At 36.3% G+C, this 19,566-nt stretch carries 20 protein-coding genes and 2 pseudogenes; 2 read left to right on the top strand and 20 right to left on the bottom strand.

The window, feature by feature from the left end; genetic code table 11:
• Positions 1-21: 21 nt before the first annotated feature.
• From H1D32_RS11690 to H1D32_RS11675, 4 genes are all read right to left on the bottom strand, one after another.
• Entirely contained in the window at positions 22-237 is a 216-nt protein-coding gene (locus H1D32_RS11690) for a hypothetical protein (RefSeq protein ID WP_261178470.1), read from the bottom strand.
• A complete protein-coding gene (locus H1D32_RS11685) occupies positions 234-953 on the bottom strand; it encodes a potassium channel family protein (RefSeq protein WP_261178469.1) in 720 nt (239 codons plus the stop codon). The genes H1D32_RS11690 and H1D32_RS11685 overlap by 4 nt, the downstream gene beginning before the upstream one ends.
• A 215-nt stretch (positions 954-1,168) precedes the next feature.
• Complete coding sequence (locus H1D32_RS11680) at positions 1,169-1,765, bottom strand: Rossmann-fold NAD(P)-binding domain-containing protein (protein ID WP_261178468.1); 597 nt, start codon at positions 1,763-1,765, stop codon at positions 1,169-1,171.
• A gap of 32 nt (positions 1,766-1,797) precedes the next feature.
• Positions 1,798-2,124, bottom strand: a complete 327-nt coding sequence (locus H1D32_RS11675) for an SDR family NAD(P)-dependent oxidoreductase (RefSeq protein ID WP_261178467.1) — start codon at positions 2,122-2,124, stop codon at positions 1,798-1,800.
• A gap of 161 nt (positions 2,125-2,285) precedes the next feature.
• Here H1D32_RS11675 and H1D32_RS11670 point away from each other — a divergent pair, with 161 nt between their 5' ends.
• Positions 2,286-3,479 carry an MFS transporter gene (locus H1D32_RS11670; RefSeq protein WP_261178466.1) on the top strand — a complete coding sequence of 398 codons (1,194 nt, stop codon included), beginning with the start codon at positions 2,286-2,288 and terminating at the stop codon, positions 3,477-3,479.
• A 67-nt stretch (positions 3,480-3,546) separates the two neighbouring features.
• Here H1D32_RS11670 and H1D32_RS11665 read toward each other — a convergent pair whose 3' ends face one another.
• From H1D32_RS11665 to H1D32_RS11590, 16 genes and pseudogenes are all read right to left on the bottom strand, one after another.
• Complete coding sequence (locus H1D32_RS11665) at positions 3,547-3,831, bottom strand: GNAT family N-acetyltransferase (RefSeq protein ID WP_261178628.1); 285 nt, start codon at positions 3,829-3,831, stop codon at positions 3,547-3,549.
• A gap of 8 nt (positions 3,832-3,839) precedes the next feature.
• A complete protein-coding gene (locus H1D32_RS11660) occupies positions 3,840-4,058 on the bottom strand; it encodes a hypothetical protein (protein WP_261178465.1) in 219 nt (72 codons plus the stop codon).
• A 479-nt stretch (positions 4,059-4,537) separates the two neighbouring features.
• A complete protein-coding gene (locus tag H1D32_RS11655) occupies positions 4,538-5,680 on the bottom strand; it encodes an ABC transporter permease (RefSeq protein ID WP_261178464.1) in 1,143 nt (380 codons plus the stop codon).
• The gene (locus H1D32_RS11650; protein WP_261178463.1) at positions 5,673-6,575 is read right to left on the bottom strand and encodes an ABC transporter ATP-binding protein; all 903 of its coding nucleotides are present in this window, start codon (positions 6,573-6,575) and stop codon (positions 5,673-5,675) included. Before H1D32_RS11650 ends, H1D32_RS11655 begins: the two co-directional genes overlap by 8 nt.
• Before the next feature lie 602 nt (positions 6,576-7,177).
• Positions 7,178-7,708 carry a GNAT family N-acetyltransferase gene (locus H1D32_RS11645; protein ID WP_261178462.1) on the bottom strand — a complete coding sequence of 177 codons (531 nt, stop codon included), beginning with the start codon at positions 7,706-7,708 and terminating at the stop codon, positions 7,178-7,180.
• A 20-nt stretch (positions 7,709-7,728) separates the two neighbouring features.
• Complete coding sequence (locus tag H1D32_RS11640; protein ID WP_261178460.1) at positions 7,729-8,709, bottom strand: quinone oxidoreductase family protein; 981 nt, start codon at positions 8,707-8,709, stop codon at positions 7,729-7,731.
• Between the two features lie 88 nt (positions 8,710-8,797).
• Positions 8,798-9,328: a hypothetical protein gene (locus tag H1D32_RS11635; protein WP_261178459.1), complete on the bottom strand. Its 531-nt coding sequence runs from the start codon at positions 9,326-9,328 to the stop codon at positions 8,798-8,800.
• Between the two features lie 120 nt (positions 9,329-9,448).
• Positions 9,449-9,991, bottom strand: coding sequence for a GNAT family N-acetyltransferase (locus tag H1D32_RS11630; RefSeq protein WP_261178458.1), 543 nt, complete (start codon positions 9,989-9,991; stop codon positions 9,449-9,451).
• Positions 9,946-10,155, bottom strand: a complete 210-nt coding sequence (locus tag H1D32_RS11625) for a hypothetical protein (protein WP_261178457.1) — start codon at positions 10,153-10,155, stop codon at positions 9,946-9,948. Before H1D32_RS11625 ends, H1D32_RS11630 begins: the two co-directional genes overlap by 46 nt.
• Before the next feature lie 17 nt (positions 10,156-10,172).
• A complete protein-coding gene (locus tag H1D32_RS11620; protein WP_261178456.1) occupies positions 10,173-10,670 on the bottom strand; it encodes a GNAT family N-acetyltransferase in 498 nt (165 codons plus the stop codon).
• An 80-nt stretch (positions 10,671-10,750) separates the two neighbouring features.
• A complete protein-coding gene (locus H1D32_RS11615; protein ID WP_396126181.1) occupies positions 10,751-12,607 on the bottom strand; it encodes an SCO7613 C-terminal domain-containing membrane protein in 1,857 nt (618 codons plus the stop codon).
• A gap of 346 nt (positions 12,608-12,953) precedes the next feature.
• A complete protein-coding gene (locus H1D32_RS11610) occupies positions 12,954-13,940 on the bottom strand; it encodes a hypothetical protein (RefSeq protein ID WP_261178453.1) in 987 nt (328 codons plus the stop codon).
• Positions 13,874-14,167, bottom strand: coding sequence for a hypothetical protein (locus H1D32_RS11605; RefSeq protein ID WP_261178452.1), 294 nt, complete (start codon positions 14,165-14,167; stop codon positions 13,874-13,876). Before H1D32_RS11605 ends, H1D32_RS11610 begins: the two co-directional genes overlap by 67 nt.
• 135 nt (positions 14,168-14,302) lie before the next feature.
• Positions 14,303-16,339, bottom strand: coding sequence for a molybdopterin oxidoreductase family protein (locus H1D32_RS11600; protein WP_261178451.1), 2,037 nt, complete (start codon positions 16,337-16,339; stop codon positions 14,303-14,305).
• Between the two features lie 511 nt (positions 16,340-16,850).
• Positions 16,851-17,923 (bottom strand): annotated as a pseudogene (locus H1D32_RS11595) (branched-chain amino acid aminotransferase).
• Between the two features lie 232 nt (positions 17,924-18,155).
• Positions 18,156-18,910, bottom strand: a pseudogene (locus H1D32_RS11590) (exodeoxyribonuclease III).
• 162 nt (positions 18,911-19,072) lie between these two features.
• Between H1D32_RS11590 and kapB the strand changes: the two are divergent.
• A complete protein-coding gene (gene kapB / locus H1D32_RS11585; RefSeq protein WP_261178450.1) occupies positions 19,073-19,462 on the top strand; it encodes a kinase-associated lipoprotein KapB in 390 nt (129 codons plus the stop codon).
• The last annotated feature ends 104 nt before the right edge of the window (positions 19,463-19,566 follow it).

Below are 19,566 nucleotides of genomic sequence, written 5' to 3'. Positions count from 1 at the left end.
ATAGAATGTTTCTTTTATAAATCACTTCATAATTATCATTGATTGTTTCAACATAATATTTTGTTTTCCCACTGTTTTTAAGATAATCTTTTCGACGTTGATAATTTCTTCATGATTGTTCATTAGAATAAATTGCTTAACCATTTGACTGTCATTCAATTTTTCCTCAAATATGACAAGGCCAAAAGTAAGAACAAAGATAACCATGCCTGCAACAAGGATTTCCTTGTTACTCATCGTACCTGCTCACTTTCTCTATGTTTAAAACTTTCTAATGTTTTAATTAAAACATCAATATCACTATTTGTTAATTCATTGATTCTGCTTAGTTCATTTTTCAAAAAAACAATCTTATTATTTTCCTCATCACCTTTTATAAAATATGTAGCAATTGATCCTGTAATCATCCCGATTAAGCCGATCCCAAAGATCATTAAAAGGACCGCAATTATTCTCCCACCAATTGTTTGTGGGGAAATATCACCATAACCAACAGTTGTACTTGTCACAATACTCCACCACAATGCATCTTGATAAGTATTAATATTTGGCTCTAAAAACTGAATAGGAATTGATAAGATAAATATCAAACAAAAGGTAACAGCGATAATCTTATCCAAACCATTCGTTTTCAATATTCCATAAAAAGGTTTGAGGTAATGGATACCGATCGAAAATAACCGAATGATCCGAAACAGTCTTGCAAGTCTCGCTAGCCTAAAAATTGCATCAAAAGGAACAATAGCAATTAAATCAAATGGATTACTTTTTATGTAGCCCCACTTACTCTCACTTTTATATAAGCGAAATGAAAAATCAAATACAAAGATAAACCAGATAACTTTATCTAATAGGATGACGATGTCATTTTCTAGCCAAATAAAAACAATAGAGAATGCTACCAAGATAAACATCAAACTCTCATATAAAATGACTTTGGTTTTATTTTCCACATTTCTCACTCTCACTTTACAATTTATAAAATTAATAAAGCAATTTATAGTATTTTTCCAAAAGGAGATATTATACCTATTTTGATTGAAACATTACTCTATGTTGTAGATTTTCAAGTTTATCCAAATGGCTTTGAAATTTTTTTGGAGGATTCGTCTTGGTAAGATTTCATTTATTAACCTAAGAAAAACGCTCAGAATGTCCTAAGCGTCAGTTAAGAAAGTATGATCTCACTAGCTGTTAATTTTTTGCTCAACTCCCAGACTTGCTCGATAATCTCCTGACTATCAGCATACCTAGGATAAACACCTTGGTCACGGAATTGTTTTATCACGTCACCAACACCCGATCCATAATGAGAACGACGAACAATTTCTCGTTTATCATTAATAAGTTTTCCAGTCACATCTTTAAATTCTTCTGATGTCGTTATATGAAAATACGTATCTCCCATTGACTCTTGCGAATCACTGAAAAAGGTTTGTACGGTAGCAATCATTCGATACATTGGTGTTAATTTTTTCAACGTATCTTTAGAAATCTTAATTGCCGGAATTTGTACTGCATTCACCTTTATCCCAACATCCTTTAACTCTTCTGCCATTTTAAATGTTAACATTAACAAGGCCATTTTCGAGTTACCATAATTAACGTAAACACTATAGGGCTTTGTATGTTTCAATTCACCTTGCAGGTTATCAAACTCAATTTTTCGTTTTGGATCAAAGAAATATCGGATATTTGTCGTACAGGCGTTCAAAATTCTTGGGTCCTCTGATTTAGCTAGATGATCAACGAGCAACTGTGTCATTAAGAACGGTCCAAAAGTATTGGTTGCAAAGGTTAATTCAATCTGGTCATCACTAAATTGATAGTTTTCTCGCCATGGTTAAAATAAGCCGCATTATGAATTAAGATGTCTAGCTTTTCATAATTATTTTTGAAATCTGAACAAAAATGACGAATAGAGGTAAACGAAGAAACATCAAGCTCCATCAACTCAACGTGACCACTATTAGAGACCGCAATAATCTCCTCCTGAGCGTTTTTACTTCTTTCAATATTGCGACAAGCCATGATGACACGATAACCTTCTTTTGCAAACTTAATGGCTGCTGCTTTTCCTATTCCAGAATTTGCACCAGTGATAATGACTATTCGTTTTCCCATTAGCACCCCTCCATATATCACAATATACATAAAAAAATCAATTTGGTAAAATTGCCCATACTTATTTTAGCACATATTCCTTCAGTTTTTTGGCACTATTTTTTAGAATGAAGACAATTGTTTCTCGATTTTGATATGATGGTAGCGAGAGGTGGATGACTGTGAAACAAGGACGTTGGAAAGCTTTATTTTGGATTTCATTAAGTCAATTATTTGCCCTATCAATATGGTTCAGTGCATCTGTCATTCTCCCAGAACTTAAGGTAATCTGGGGGTTATCAAATTCTACCGAAGCTTTCGTTTCTTCATCTGTACCATTAGGTTTTATCGTCGGTGCGTTGGTTAGCTCCTATTTTGGGATTGCTGATCGATTTAACCCAAGAAAAATCTTTGTCGTTTCTGCTCTTTCTGGTGCCTTTTTTAATTTACTCATTCTATTTTCTGGATCAGCCTTTATAGGTATTTCACTACGACTATTAACAGGTTTTACACTTGCTGGCATTTATCCTATCGCTGTGAAAATACTCGCTCAATGGTTCCCGAAAAATCGAGGTTTAGCAATTGGTATATTAATAGCTGCACTAACGCTTGGATCTGCATTACCTCATTTTATTATCGTTTTTTTAGAAACAGTAAGTTGGAAATTCATTATTATGATAAGCTCTTGTTTAGCCATTTTTGCAGCAACGATTATGCATTATTTTGTTACAGACGCACCAACTACTGCAAAGAAAACGATCTTTTCATTTATGCTGCTTAGGAAAGTCGTAAAGAATAAACCAGTCATGCTAGCAAACTACGGTTATTTCGGACATATGTGGGAGCTTTATGCGATGTGGACATGGTTACCTGCTTTTCTTACTGCAAGTTTTTTAGTAAACTCCCCAGAAATATCCCCTTGGTATAGTGCACTGGCTGCATTTATCGCGATTGGTGTCGCCGGGGCGATTGGTTCAGTTGTTGGCGGTTTTGTCGCTGATAAAATTGGCAGAGCCCAACTAACAATGATTGCCCTAGTAGGTAGCAGTTTGTGTGCGCTTTTGATTGGCTTTACATTCGGAAAAATGGTTTGGCTAACTCTTTTGGTTGCATTCATTTGGGGGATTTTTGTAATTGCCGATTCAGCACAATTTTCTGCAGCGGTTTCCGAATTTGCTGAGGTAGAATATGTAGGAACTGCGTTAACGTTTCAAATGTGTATCGGTTTTGCCATTACAATTATCACAATCCAGGCACTACCTTTTCTTCAAGCGATAGTTGGCTGGGAGTGGGTATTTGCTTTTCTTAGCATCGGGCCGATAGTAGGAATTTTTTCAATGGAGAAACTGCGGAAAATTGAAAAAATTGAAGGCTAACTTTTATTTTCACCGTTAGCCTTTTCTATTTCTAACGATTTTTTTCTGCGATTTCAGTTTCATAGAATTAAATTAATTCCAACTTCATCGCGATAACTGTTGTCTCGTTATCGCCAATTTGATAATTTTCTATTCTTTTAAACTCTTGAAAACCGAGCTTTTTCCAAAACTTGAATGCTTTTTTATTTTCAATTAAAACTCCTAATTGTATCTCTTTCAAATTTGAATTTTGTACCCAATCTTTAAAGTTAGTAAATATGGTTTCACCTAAACCGGTATTTCGATAAAAAGGATCGATAAACATAAGCCCCATAAACCAGGAACCATCAGGGTAATTTTTTACTCCTTCTATTAATCCGACTAATTTATTTTCTTTATTAAAATCCCAATTACATATTTATCTTCAAGTGTTTTCCCGGGGGGGAATTCCGTAAATATATCTTCAGCTGCTGTACTAGGTGTTGGTCTTTGTTCACAATGCTCATAATAATCTGTACATCTTTCACATAAGTCTTGGACGAGTTTAAGGTCATCTTCCATGGATAAAATTTTAGTGAAATAATCATTAACACTGTTCAATTGATTTCCCCCTTCAATTATATTAAATATGTTTTTGAATTTACATTACACTACTTTTACATGTATCTAATTAGATTTTATTCTAATTAGGTACATGTGGCAATAGTTGTTAATTTTTTTTTTGAAACGCTCTTTTCTAAAAGACTTTTGCTACTAGCTTTTAGGTAATCACCAAGCGAATGCTTGGTGATTCACGCTGTGCGTGAAGCTTTTGAGAAAAAAATAAGCCGGTGGGACCAATTTATTTGTCCCACCGGCTTATTTCTTCTCAAAAGACGACCTAAAAACAATGACCCATGCTTCAATAATGATGACGGGCTAAAAAAATAGTCCCCTAAAGTAATTCTGGGGAACTAAGAACAAATGTCTATTAAATTTCTTTTTACCTAATCTTAGGGCCTGCTTAATACTGCCTTTAAGTGAAAACGTTCCATACATGAGCACTCCGCCTTTATAGATGCGTGCAGCCAATACATTAATCAAAAGGCACTAACAATGAGAATACTAAGAATGACAAAAATCTCCCAAGTTGGTACCGTAGTCATTCCCATTCGAAGGAATAACAACTGTGGCGTAAAGAAAGGTATATAAGATAGTACCTTTATGAAGGTTGCCTCTGGTACATTAAGGCCAAACATTGAGATGAAAAATGCGATCATCGCCAGAAAAATTAATGGCTGTAGCGCTTGGTTCACTTCTTCTGCGCGACTTACTAGAGCCCCTAGCATTGCTGCTACTCCACCGTATAAAATATATCCTAAAATAATAAGCAGAATGGCATACCCTAACAGAGACAAGTCAATTACGTCACGAAGCATCGTGTCGAGGTAATCCGCACCACTAATCTTATAACCAACAATAGCCGCAGCTACAATACACAAAATATTAACGAATCCTGAAATCCCTATCCCGATGATTTTCCCAAACATTTGTGTTACTGGGTTAACACTTGAGACAATAAGTTCCATTACCCTAGAGGATTTTTCTGTTGCTACCTCAGTAGCAATCATCGAACCAAATAAGATAATAATCATATAGATTGCAAATACAAGACCATAAACCATCCAATAAGATTGCATATGGCTTTCCTCTGTTTTCACTTCTCCATTTTCAGTAAGAGGTAATTCCCGAAATGTGATTGGATTGTAAATCATGGCTAGTTCCTCTTGATTTAATCCAAGTTCATTCGTAACTAAAGTCTCCTTCATCCGTTGAATATCCATTCTAACATGTTGCCCCAACATAAAATCTGTACCTGCACCAAACAGTTCGGCTTCTAGGTGTAAAATGTCTCCAGATAAGGCAAGTACAAAATCAAATGTCCCCTCTTCTGCTGCTTCTTTAGCTGAATTTGTGTCTCCATCAGTATACTTCAGATAGTCAAATTCACTTTCTTCAAATGAAATCAGCATTTCTGCAAGTTCGGAGTTTTCTATTTCACTTACAACTGCAACAGTCGTTTTTTCACCTTTTTCATCGTTCCCTGAAAAAACATTCACGATGTTTTCGATATTCATTAATCCAATTACTATGACACAGATAATAATGGTGGACCACATAAAGGCTTTTGATTTAAGTCTTTTTCCTGCCGTATGAGCGACTGTTATCCAGAAATTATTCATCAGCGTCACCCCCAACTTTATCGATGAAAATGTCATGTAAAGAAGGCTCTTCGACTTCAAACTTCCGAACAAAACCTTTTTCCATAATCATTCGAAAAACATCTTCTGCCACCTTTTCGTTTTCCACTTTCACAGTTGCGCCGTCCTTGGATTTTTCCAATGATAAGACACCATTTACCGCCTTTAGAAAGTCTAAGTCGTAATCAGCACGGATACTAATACTTTTCATACCGTATGAACGTTTAATTTCTCTTAAACTTCCATGAAGCACCGGTTTCCCCTTTTTTAACATAAGTAGATCTTCACATAGTTCTTCTACATTTCTCATTTGATGACTAGAGAAAACAATTGTCGTCCCTTCCCGCTGAAGGTCAAGCACCGCTTTCTTTAACATATCCGAATTGACAGGGTCAAGTCCGCTAAAAGGCTCATCTAGTATTAGTAGTTCCGGTTTATGTAAAACTGCAGCCATAAATTGAATTTTTTGTTGATTCCCTTTGGATAGTTCTTCAACTTTCTTATTTTCATATTCTGGGACTTGAAAGCGCTCAAGCCAATTGCGCATTTCTTTGATAATCTCAGGCTTATTCATACCTTTTAATCTCATTAAATAGATTAGCTGTTCTTTTACAGTCAGTTTCGGAAATAGCCCTCGTTCTTCTGGTAAATATCCGACTAAATGAGTGCGTTTATAAGTGATCCGTTCTCCATCCCAAGTAACAGATCCTTCTGTTGGATCAAGTAGCCCGAGAATCATCCGAAAGGAAGTAGTCTTACCTGCTCCATTTGCCCCTAGCATCCCAAACATTTCTCCCCGTGCTACTTGAAGAGATATATCATTAACAGCATAGTCATTCTCAAACTTCTTTTTAATACCGTTTAATACTAACGTCATTTTCTTCTCCCTTCTTCTTGCAATTACTAAGCCATTTGCAGTAGCTAGCTATTTTTTGCTATTTTCTAAAAGATTGTTGCTAATTCTTTTAGGTCGTAACCAAGCGAATGCTTGGTTTTTCACGCTTTGCGTGAAGCTTTTGAGAATAAATAAGCCATTGGGACAAATTAATTTGTCCCAAAAAGCTTATTTATTCTCAAAAGACGAACTAAAGGCCACAAACTCTACGAAAACAGCCATTTTGTTTAGTACCCTAATATACTCCCAATGATTCTACGTTTCAACATTAATAAAGTTTCCTATTTTAGAAAAATAAATTAGTACTTCTTAACTACCTAATAGCGCAACCGTCGCTAATGATAAACCTATACTTATTAATAATGATACAATCCAATGTTTTTTTCTGTCATCTTAAGTAATATATTTAAGACTGAACTAATGCTCAAAAAAATAAAAAACACAACCAAAATCATATAAAATTCCAATGCCTTCTCCTCCTTTGTACTTATATGTAATAGTTCTCCAAAGAGCCCGTTACCCCTCCATACTTAATCTTGATTTTTTTCTAGTTATTTAACGCAACTTAACCAAGCTGTGTGTGGTTAAAAGCTACATGGATCATCGATCTCAGTCACTTTACCGCTCTCCCAGTCATCTCTCGTCATTGCGTAACCAACTGAATCGTATAGTCTACCATTTTGCGGCCAAGCCTTGCGATGATAAGCTTCCTTCACATAGCTACTAAGAAATAACGTTTTGCGCATGGCATAATTATCATTCCTTGTATGCCCTTCAATTCTTACCATTGCTGGATAGTTCGAAAATACGTAATCTGTTAACCACTTTACCGCCTCTGCTCCTAGCCCTTGTCCACGAGCACTTTCCTTAAAACGTAAGTCAAAAAGGCAGGTTGGGTCCTCCAAATCAAATAATCGAAGTACGCCAATTTTTTCACCGTTTTTTACTATCCAAAATGATTGATTTCCTTTTTCTGTATACAATCCACTTTGAAACTTTTCGCGAACAGATTGTTCCGTCGGATTTTCAACTCCATGGAAAGGCCATGTTTCTTTCGTTATAAAATCGACGATATCCGCTTCCATCTCTTTGTTCACTTCTAAAAACTCTAGCATCCTACTACACCCTCTTCTAATTATTCTTTCACATGCAATAAAATTTTTCCACAACTTAAACGTTGTTCTACTAATTGATGTGCTTTTGCTACTTCGGAAATGTGAAAATGGTGTCCGATTTTGATCTTTACGCTTTCATCTTCCAAATAACGAAATACATGCTTTGATACTTCTCTCAACAATTCTGGTCGTTCTTTCCTCGTTGTACCAAAGCTGAAACCAAGTATTGATCTACAACTTGAATGAAGGTCAATTGTTCTGAACATCCCAACTTCGCCACTTGAATTTCCGAAGTGTACCAGCCTTCCATAGTGAGCAAGGCATTCAATACTCTTCTTTGAAACTTGCCCAGCAATTGAGTCCAAAATTACATTTGCTCCACGACCATTGGTAAGATCGTTTACTGCTACCGAGAAATCTTCCTTTTCATAACAAATGACGTGATCAGCACCTGCCTCTTCGGCAAAAGCAATTTTCTCCTCACTTCCTACGGTACCAATAACCTTCCCCGCACCTAATAGTTTTGCAAATTGTATCGCCGTCGTCCCTACTCCACCAGCTGCAGCATGAACAAGGACCGTCTCCCCTGCTTCAATTTTAGCTACCATTGCAAGTAACTGGTATGAAAGAAACGAGACAATTGGACATGCTGCAGCCACATCAAAGCTCATATTTTCTGGTATGACAAACGTTAATTTTTCGTTGGCAACGGCAAACTCACAGTAAGAACCAGTGGACGGAAAAGCGATCACTCTTTGACCTACTTTTATTTCTTTAACTTCAGATCCAACCGCAACCACTATGCCTGCAACGTCTAGACCCGGAATAAACGGAAACTTCCCGGTACCTTTTTTCCCATAACGTGACTTAATATCTGCAAAATTCACACTTGTTGTGTTTACTTCAATTAACACTTCTGTTGCACTATACGTCGGCATCTCAACTTCCGTATACTTCATGACTTCTGGTGAGCCTAACTTAGTTACGATCACTGCTTTCAAAATGTATCCCTCCAAATTAACAAAACTCTACCTAAATTTATTCTAGAAACCTCTCCATATCCCTTTATCGAACAGAAAAAAACGACTGCTAGCTTGCAGTCGTTTCCATTTTGTTGTTTTTCATTTTCAAAAAATCCTTTTCGCACTTTAATTGCTCAAGCTCAATTGGCTTACCTGATACCTTTTTTTCCTCCACTACTACCCAGCTATCATATTCGAGCTTTAAGCGAACCATTACATTCGTATTCGTTGTTTCTTTATAAAGAAAATAAGCATTTTCTGGTCTTACAAATAATCTTGGAGTACCTCTTGTACTTTTTGGTATCTCGTTAAAAAGTTTTGTCAGAGAAAGTATATATGTATCATTTTCCCTTCCTCCAAATAGAAGGTGAGCCGCTTCAATTTCTCTTAATGTAAATTTATCATAGGAATTATCGATATCTAGATCAAAGCTCGAAATAATGTCGGCCATTATATTTTGATTAAATAATTCGTCTCTGATTTTTGCTTGCTCTAGACATTCTGGAGAAAGTGTAGCAGTCGTCTCCTCATTGCTAAAAAATGTAGTAAACGAAACGCCCATGAAAAGCATTGATATAACAGTTAAAAAAAGCCTCAAATCTAAATTCACCTCAAATTTTAGCTTCTACAAATTAGAGGAAATTATGCAAAATATACCAAATTTGTTAAAGGCCCTATTCGTAAACTTTGTTGCTATTGAGCAACGAAGGTTGTCTTCTCAGGTTCTTATATTCGTGTCGCAATACACCCATAATATAATTATCATAATATGTGCCATTATAGAAGAGCTCGGCACGGATGGCACCTTCCTTGACAAACCTAATTTCTCATAGGCTTTAATCGCTCGTTTATTAAATTCAAATACATTGAGACTAATTCTATATAAGTTTAGTACCTCAAATCCATATTCTAAAATAAGATTTAATGCTTCCGTTCCAAGTCCTTTTCCATAATGCTCTTCCTGATAAAGAGCAATTCGTATGTTTCCATTATTATTTACATAATCAATTTCATTCAACGCTAAATCGCCAATTGCTTCATTCGTTTCTTTTAACACAATCACAAAGTCTAATCTCGACTTGTCGGACTTAAAGCCCTCATATGCCTTTTCGATTGCTTCTTGTGAAAAAAAGGTTTGTGTCCCGGTTAGCTTTCGAAACTTCGGATTCAATAGAGCTTGATAGATTTTTTCGAAATCACTCGTTTTAAAAGTTCTTAAGTATACTCTCTCACTCTCAAAGTACTTTTGTTTACTATGCATTTTAGTAATTCTCCCTTTTGTTTATAAACAATACAGCCAATTTTATCGCCTGTGGCCAAAATACCCATTACTATAATACCCCAGATCGTTCCAACCACGTTTACCTTTTTCGGCTCCAACGTCTCATCAATTTCTGTATGTGACTCTAATAAACTTGTACTCACTACCTACCTCCTTTCTCTTACAAAAACTTCACCATATGTTCTTCATCAAAGTACAGGTTATTTATATTAAGCGCACGTTTGTCATATCCATATACATTAAAACCTAAAGAAAGATACAGTTTTCTAGCAGATTCATTCGTAGTGACGACGGACAAATGAAGTTGCTCCACTTCATCTAGATCTTTCGCGGTTTCAATCGCTCTTTGCATTAATCCCTTTCCAATTCCACACCCACGCTTAGATGGTGTAACGTACATCGCAAAAATGTTGGCTCTGTGCCTAAATTTTTGCTTTGTTTCCTTTACCAGCGAAACAACCCCAATAAGTTGCTCATGAACAAAAGCACCAAAATGATACGACGTCTCGGAGCGCAATCTTCCTTCATACAGTTCAATTGGATTATCTTTTTCTTCTTCGTAACTTGACCCAAATGCTTCAGGATTCATACGTAAAGCTTCTAATCTAAGTTTTACATACTGTTTTGCATCGCTTGGGTTTAACTTTCGAATTTCCACTCTATCCCTCCTACATCGCTGTTAAAAAACACAAGGAAATGAACAAACAATCCTTGTGCTTTTTAGGTTAAGCAATTGGTCTACTTCCAATCTTTAAATGACCTTAAGAACTTTTCTTTCTTTTCTTGTAAAATCGTCTTCCCTTCTCGAGTTGGACGTTGCTTTTGCCACTCATAAAACGAAGCAAAGCCGATTAGTGTTGCTCCACCAATGATTAAGTACATCCACCATGGTAAGTTACCCCAAAATGGTTTTGTTTGTAAAAAGACATTTAACAATAAAACAGCTATACCGACAAAGAAATATGATTTGATACGATAATGCATTCCGGCAATGATTGATAGGAGCGACAATCCTCCAACAATAATCGCATCATTGAGTGTATTACTTTCGATGGCATCACCTACGATAAAGACAGCTACCAATACGAGAACAATTGCCTGAATGATATTCATTTCTTTTGAATAATCACTCCAGGCTTTCTTACTCAAAAAGATCGTTAAGACGATAAACGGCAGCATCGTTGCTTCCATGGCAATAAGCTCTGGGACATTAACATGATCTAAAACTAAGTAATATGGCAGTAATACAGATAACGCCGTTGCTGTCATGACAATGTTTTTGAATACCCTCCCTTTCACTCTACCAATTTGCATATAAAGTAAATAAACGAAGAAAAGATAAGGTATTAGCTTAAGCCATAAAGGATCATTATAGAGTATGGCATGATCTATATAAAATAGAAAAACTGGCGAAACAATAGTAAACCAATCAATCCGATACTTTTTGTCCTCCTGGAGAAATAAATAGGTGTGACTGAATTTGCCAACCAAATGCAGGATAATTACAACTACAATATAGGCAACGATTTTCATAGGTTTTTCAAGTCCAACGGAATAGCCATAAAAGGAGAGTGCTGCGAAAAACAGTGGCAGGATGGTTAAAAGCTCCCATTTTCTCCTAAATAAAAGCATAATTACAAACGCAGCAATGACTACAAGCATTCCTACATCAATGATATCTAGCTGATGTAAGATGCTAAAACTTACCAATGAAACCATTCCAATTGCTATTAGAAACAGTTCAACTCGTGCCTTCCATTCCGTTCGACTTGCCCCCCATAATCCGCCAATCATAATCGTAGAAAAGGCTAACCCTTGGGCATAATCGAAATTGATTGTGTAGTATTTTATTAATAATAAAACAAGAATTGGAATCTGAGTCAAAGCACTATACAAAAATAAATTCTTGCCCCATTCTTCTCTTTGTTTAAACAAACTGTACGTATATATGACAAGTGGAATTAAGAACGCTAGTGGCTGATAATTCAAAAATGCTTGAAAAGCTAAGGCTCCCGCAATAATGATCACTAATAAACTATGTGCAGTCCAAAAGAAGTACGGCTTGAGATCAATAATCTTACGACCGACAAATTCATAAATAATTAGGAGTATAACCGGAACCAAAAATAACGAAACAACGAGTGTGCTATAATTTTCATATAATTTTAACGGTTCAATCAGTGACAAGAATAGCGCTGCTGTTGAAATGGACACCAGTGACCAAAATTGCTTATTTTTTGTCTGATAAACTAAGAGCACATACACGATGGTCCCAACTAGTAAAAAGCTTGATTGTAAGACAGGTAGTACATTTGTCGTTATAATCGCTAATAGGCTAAGAGTATAGCTACTGATTGCAATCGCAAACATTGGTAAAAATAACCGTGCGCGGTAGTTCCGAAGTACGTAACTTATTCCAAGCAGTATGAGTGAACTTAAAGCTACATGTCCTGCCGGGCCAACTTCATTCATATAAAAGGTATCCAATAGATGATATTCTTCGTAAAATGAACGCAAAGCCAAGAGCCATGAGATGGGTAATAACCATGCTGCAATCTTCTGATACTCTTTTTTATGGTGAACCTCGTGGGTCATCAACAAAATAACTCCAAAAAATACGAAAAGCAATCCTAACTCAAGATACCTTTGAAAGATAAAACTAGAACACAATGTGATCGCCATTGTAGCAATTGCTACGTAAAAGCTTGAATGTTGAATTGGTATTAAATACTTGTTGTTGTTTTTACATATAGGAATAAAAACATAACTCCCGCTACAGCAAACATATAGGTCTCAAACAATTTGAAGTTGAAGGCCGAAGAAAGTAAATTCCAGGATTGAAACCCTGTTGCTATTAAAAATATCGGCGCTAAAAACTGAAATACTTTTCGATTTGTAATAAATGCTAGGTAAATATAATTAATGGCAATCACTAGATAAGCTAGTAGTAAACGATGGATTTTTCATCAGCACGGACAACTAACCCTTCAAAACTAATATAAAGGAACGCGAGTCCAGAAACGATACCACTAGTAACTCTAAAAACCTTCTTTAAAAACCCATCAGCAATACGGTCCTCTAGGAGAATGTAAATAATCCCGATCAAGGCGAAACCTAGATAATTTAATGGTTGTAAAAATGTATTTTCTAATAACTGATACATCCCATAGACAAATAACAGCGAAAAGACAATATGAAATTCCTTGCGATTATAAACGAAGACAATTGCAATATACATGACAGCCGTAAGTAAAATATTCACGCTGTATAAAAGATGATTTTGAAAGAATACGAGCATTAACAATGTGCTAATAATAAGGTTCGCTTGAGTAAATAACGGTAATTCCTGGGTGAAATTCATTACCCGTTGATCAGATTTATAGTAGTGATATCCAGCTAGTAATAAGCCATTGTAAATGATCATTCCGAAATAAAACACATCAATTGGCACATACAACGCAGCTAAAACAAATCCTGTCATAACGGTAAGAGTAAATAACGATAACCAAATAAATAAGCGATTTTTATTTTGAATAGCTATCCACGTGTACAATGGAAAACAGATCAATGTTGCGATAACGCCTAGAATGTATTTACCTTCACCAAATAATGAAAGCCATTCGCCAAAAAGCTGGAAATAGCCAATCCCAACAAACGTTACAGGTATAAGCAAGGAGGCTAAGGTTAAGAAGGCAAATGCCGTTTTCTCTATTTTTAAGTATGTTCCAGCAATATAGCTAATACCAAAAAAAAGTAATGATACTCCACCGATCGACAGCACTTTCATAAGGTGGTTCATTTTCTCCCAACTACTTGTAGCCAGAACCAAGCCACCTATTAATAGAAGAATGACACCTACAGTTAATGATAAACTAATATTTCTTTCTCTAACTTGCTCAGGAGTAAGTTTCTTTTTCTCCTTTTCCAATTTAAGTTAGCTATCCGTTCTTCTGCAATCCGATTAGCTTCTGCAAGTCTAGCTTTGCGACGCTCTGCCAGGCGTTCTGCCTCTGCTTTTTCTTCTACCAAAATAGCTTCATAGTACTGTTCATAAGCAGCGGCTACTTTTTCAAAATCACTTTGCTCAATAAAATTGTGTTCTTTTAAGTGTCGCAATTCTTCATTAAAAATCGACTTGCGATTTTCATGTGTCATAGAAAAACTCCTTTTGGCTATTAAATTATGTACCGTTGATAAATAGAAAAAGTTATGATTATAAAAATAACCATAACTTTTATCTTAATTTATATAATATATAAAATTTTCCAATTTTCCAATAAAATCTTTCCTTTACAGTTTTCCAACACTGACTCGACCAGAAAAAAATGTCGCTCCCCCACCCATATCAGCTACACGATCAGGTGTTAATGCATTGACAAAATACTTCGTATCGGGAAGATCCGCCCACAGACCTTGGGTGACAACAACTCCTTGAAGGACATTTTCACCGACTGCGGCCACAAGCTCACATTCACCTCGCTCATTCCAAACTCGTACTTTCTCACCATTTTCAATCCCTAAGCGTTCTGCATCTTTACAATTAAGATGCAATCTGGCAACCTTCTCTAATGAAATATGTTTCTCATTATTAGAAAAAGTAGAATTTAGGAAATTATGATTTGGTGCTGGGATAAATAAAAAAGGATGATCATTATCCTTTACTATTGGTGTGTACGTCGGAAGCGCAGGTAGTCCCAATGCCTCTAATTGCTCGGAATAAAGCTCGATTTTTCCGCTAGGTGTTTTAAGCTTTTCAGCTACTAGCGTTTTTCGATTCGCTTTTACATATTTATTGTCTAGTAATGTCTCATAGTCTATGCCGTCAATCCAAGAGTTTTCTGGATAATCCAGTGCTTGCTTAATGAGATCTTCATCCCTGTCTCGGAAACATTCTTCTTCAAAGCCAAATGTTTTCGCAAGTAAACGAAAAACTTCTGAGTTTGATTTACTTTCCTGATATGCTTCGATGACTGGCTCTTGTATTTGCATATAATGATGCCAGTATGAAGCATAAAAATCAATATTTTCAAATGCTGAAGTCGCAGGTAAGACGATATCAGCATACTTCGCTGTCTCCGTTAAAAATAAATCATGTACGACTAAGAATAAGTCGTCTCGAAGCAAACCTTCTCTTACTTTGTTCCCTTCAGGCGCGACAAGTGCGGGGTTGCAATTGTAGACGAACATCGAACGAATTGGACGTTCTAATTCTAGTAACGCTTTCCCAATTAAATTCATGTTAACTACACGTGTATGTTTATTTTCTAGTAGATCGGGTCTTTCCAACGCTTCACTATTATGGGCTAAGAAACCACCATTCCCTTTAATCGCACCGCCACCACGAACGAGCCATTGTCCAGTTAAAGCTGGTAAACACGCAACGGTTCGAACACACATGCCTCCATTATCATGGTGCTGCATTCCATTCCCAATTCGAATGAACGCCGGTGTTGTGGTTCCGTACATCCTAGCTAATTTAAAGATATCTTCTACAGAAACACCGGTGATGTGAGCAACTGTTTGAGGATCATATTGTTTTACATGCTCTCTTAGTTCCTCATAACCTACTGTATATGTTTCTAGGAATCTATGATCTACCATATTTTCTTGATATAAAATGTGCATAATACCAAGTGCAAGGGCACTGTCTGTTCCAGGTAATATTGGTATAAACCAATCTGCCCAGCGACCTGTTTGATTTTTATGAACATCAATGACAATTATTTTTGCGCCATTTTTACGTGCTTTTTCAGCTAGCGCCACTTGGTGCATATTTGTGCTTACCGCATTTACGCCCCAGAATATAAACAATTTCGTATCGATTGTTTCCTCCGGATCTGTACCAAAGCTACCACCCATCGTGTAGCGATATCCCTTTGACCCTGCCGCTGAACAAATCGTCCGATCGAGAAGAGTTGCACCTAAGCGATGGAAAAAACGTCGATCCATTCCTTCAGAGTTTAATTTCCCCATGTTTCCATAGAAGCTGTAAGGTAAGATACTTTCTGGTCCTTCTGTACTGATCAAATCAGTCCAACGAGTATGAATTGTTTCAAGCGCTTCCTTCCAGGTTATTCGCTCAAACTTTCCTTCCCCTTTCGCCCCAACTCGTTTAAGAGGATACTGAAGGCGTTTCGGATCATAAATCCGCTGAGTCATATGTCGAACTTTATTACATATATTCCCTTTCGTTACAGGATGATCAGGATCTCCTTCAATTTTAATAATTTTCCCGTCTTTTTTGTGGACTAACAACCCACATTGATCAGGACAATCTAATGAGCAAACAGATGGAAAAACTCCATTTTGTTCTTTAATGTAAGCCAAACCTAACACCACCTAACCTATAGATATCACGACCTTAGATAACAAGACAGAAGCAGCCTGGAATTCACCCAAGCTGCTATTTTTTAATTATAGGAAAAGTATAATAGTTCAACTAAGAACTGTCTAGCTTTATCGCCTAGCCCCTCGAGCTCAAATAACCTTTCAGTAAGGCTCTTTTCTAAAACATTGCTCCTACTGTTACTCGTCGCACAAAAAAACTTGTTGCTTTTTACCCTAAGATAATTGGGGAAATTCGATAGGTAAAGATAACACCCAATAAATTAAGTAAGAAAAGAGCACTAATTACTAAATAAGTAGTGAAATCTTAGTATTTATGTGTAAAAATCCGGTACTCGGGATTTTTACGAAAGCAACAAACTTTGCAAAAACAGCCTTCAATAAAAAGTGGAAAAACGCACTTTTTTCTGAAAGAACATTTGCTTGTCGGGGCTGGTCGAGGCGATTTCGCTTTTCTGTCAAGCTTAAGTGCTAGTCTCGTGTTAAAAATACCTTACTTCACTTCGACTGTCCAATTGTACAAATCAGGAATTCTACCAGTTTGAATACCAGTAAGATTTACGTAAAGTTTTTGTGATACCTCTCCAATTTTTTTATCATTAATGTGGATTTTTCGCCCTTGCCATTCTAACTCACCAATTGGTGAAATAACCGCTGCCGTTCCTGTACTAAAAACTTCTTCAAGAAGTCCTTCATCATAATAATGAAAAATTTCTTCAATCGAAATCTTTCTTTCCGTTACAGGCATCCCCCAGCTTCTAAGCATCTCAATGACAGACATCCTAGTAATTCCTGGTAGAATACTACCACTTAATTCTGGCGTAATGACTTCCCCGTTAACCTTAAAAAACACATTACTTGTTCCTACTTCTTCAACATATCTCTTCTCAATAGCGTCTAACCATAAAACTTGAGAAAAACCTTCATCAATGGCTTTTGTTTGCGCATTAAAAGTGGCACAATAATTTCCTGCTGTTTTCGCCATTCCAGTACCGCCTCGTACAGCCCTTGTGTAATGTTCTTCTACCTTTATGCTGACAGGTGCAAGCCCGTTCGAATAATAGGAACCTACTGGAGACAAAATTACGACCAGCTTATATTGCTTTGAGGCAGCTAAGCCCAAAAATGACTCTGTTGCAATAATAAAGGACGAATGTAAAGCGATGTTCCTTCAGAAGTTGGAACCCAATCTTGATCAACACTAATGAGTTGCTTTACATATTCTAAAACCTCTTCTTCATTTATAGGTGGCATACTTAAACGTTCGCTTGAAGCATTTAACCTGCTAAAGTTTTTTTCAGGCCGAAATAATAAAATCCGATTATCAGTTGTTCGGTATGCTTTCATGCCTTCGAACGCGGTTTGCCCATAATGGAAAATGACTGCTGCTGGATCTAAAGTAATTGGCTCATACGGGGTAATTCGCGGATGAGTCCAGCCTGTTTCTACGGAATAATCCATGACAAGCATGTGATCCGTAAAGTACCTACCAAAACCGAGTTTGTCGTCTTCTGGTTTGATTTTTAAATTTGAAGCCTTCACAATTTCAACTACAGTGGCACTCATAAAAATTATCCCCTTTTCAAAAGTTCTGTGTATTATTAAAATTTTCTGTTAATTCATTGTAAGACTACTTTATTGGTTAGACAAGTGAAATTTTTAACTTTTTTAAAAATATTTTTTAGAAAATCACACTGGGAATATCACACTTCACCGCTTTACCTAGATAAACTTTTCTAAATTATAAACGAAAAACCTTGAAGAAAAAAGTAATTCTTCAAGGTTTTTTGAATTTTTTTTAAATTTCAAGCTCAAGCACGACTGGACAATGATCACTGCCGTGAATCTCACAATGTATGTCTGCGCCTGAAAGATTTTCTTTTAATTGATTAGAAACAATAAAATAATCAATTCTCCAACCAATATTTCGTTCTCTTACTTTGTTCATATAAGACCACCAGGAATAAACTTCTTCACGGTCTGGGTAGAAATAACGAAATGAGTCGACAAAACCTGCTTCAAGTAATTCGGTTAGCTTCCCTCTTTCTTCATCGGTAAATCCAGAGTTACCTTGGTTGGACTTAGCATTTTTCAGATCAATATCAGAATGGGCAACATTTAAATCACCACACAAAATCACTGGTTTTTTCGTATCTAGATTGTACAGGTACTCACGAAAGTCATCTTCCCATTGCAGTCGATAACCTAGTCTTGCTAGATCACGTTTTGCATTCGGTGTGTACACATTCACGAGGAAAAACCTTTCAAACTCTAATGTGATCACTCGTCCTTCTTGATCGTGTTCATCAATACCAATTCCATAGTGTACATGTAAAGGCTCTATTTTGAGAATATCGCTGTACCGGAATATCCTTTTTTCACTGCATAGTTCCAGTATTGATGGTATCCACTGAGGTCTAATTCGATCTGTCCTTCCTGTAGCTTCGTTTCTTGAATACAAAATACGTCTGCATCCATTTCATGAAAATAATCTAAAAACCCTTTTTTCACGCAAGCTCTAAGGCCATTCACATTCCAAGAAATAAGTTTCATAATTTATAAGTTAACTCCTTACTTAAATAGATTCGACATTTTTTGATTATACTCTAAAGAGTACCTTTCATAAAGGAACAAGCATTTCTGTTAGTAAGCTAAACACAGTGTAAATACTACCAGTTATGTTATGATAGTGGCAAAAGGAAAGGATGATGAACATTGAGTCAGCAATTAGAGGTTGGACAGTTAGTCACAGGGATTTACAAAACAGGAAAGTATATCGGAGAAATCACCATGGTAAAAGAAACGAATTACGTGATGCGTGTTCTAGCTGTCGTTAACCACCCAACTCAAGGTGATTTACATAACCCCAATCAGGTTGAAGGCGTCTTTTTTCATGAACGCCGTGCCTTAGCACACCGTGAGCAGGTAAACATTCCAAACGTTTATGTAAAGCCTTTTTATGGAGAACTACCTTCATACGAAGAATCCCTAAAAACAGCATTAGATAAGGAAATCGCAGAACTTGAAGCAAATGGCTCTGCCTTTGCCTTAAAGTCTATTGAAGTTTTACGAGGATTAGAAAAAGATTACTTTAAATTGACATAGTGGTGCCTGACACCCAAAAAGAACATTTTCCTTAAAAAGTCCATATCAGATGGACTTTTTATTTTTTTGCTTGAAATTTTTACTAAAAATGATTGTATTGGCTT

Source organism: Anaerobacillus sp. CMMVII, assembly GCF_025377685.1.
GTDB lineage: Bacteria > Bacillota > Bacilli > Bacillales > Anaerobacillaceae > Anaerobacillus.
The sequence above is the reverse complement of the archived record's forward strand: the minus strand, read 5'-3'. Positions and strand labels throughout refer to the sequence as shown.

What these genes read in the sequence shown, in the direction of transcription:
- H1D32_RS11690 (WP_261178470.1), bottom strand. Translation starts at nt 237, where the DNA reads ATGAGTAACAAGGAAATCCTTGTTGCAGGCATGGTTATCTTTGTTCTT.
- H1D32_RS11680 (WP_261178468.1), bottom strand. Translation starts at nt 1,765, where the DNA reads ATGACACAGTTGCTCGTTGATCATCTAGCTAAATCAGAGGACCCAAGA.
- H1D32_RS11675 (WP_261178467.1), bottom strand. Translation starts at nt 2,124, where the DNA reads ATGGGAAAACGAATAGTCATTATCACTGGTGCAAATTCTGGAATAGGA.
- H1D32_RS11655 (WP_261178464.1), bottom strand. Translation starts at nt 5,680, where the DNA reads ATGAATAATTTCTGGATAACAGTCGCTCATACGGCAGGAAAAAGACTT.
- H1D32_RS11650 (WP_261178463.1), bottom strand. Translation starts at nt 6,575, where the DNA reads ATGACGTTAGTATTAAACGGTATTAAAAAGAAGTTTGAGAATGACTAT.
- H1D32_RS11645 (WP_261178462.1), bottom strand. Translation starts at nt 7,708, where the DNA reads ATGCTAGAGTTTTTAGAAGTGAACAAAGAGATGGAAGCGGATATCGTC.
- H1D32_RS11630 (WP_261178458.1), bottom strand. Translation starts at nt 9,991, where the DNA reads ATGCATAGTAAACAAAAGTACTTTGAGAGTGAGAGAGTATACTTAAGA.
- H1D32_RS11615 (WP_396126181.1), bottom strand. Translation starts at nt 12,607, where the DNA reads ATGACCCACGAGGTTCACCATAAAAAAGAGTATCAGAAGATTGCAGCA.
- H1D32_RS11605 (WP_261178452.1), bottom strand. Translation starts at nt 14,167, where the DNA reads ATGACACATGAAAATCGCAAGTCGATTTTTAATGAAGAATTGCGACAC.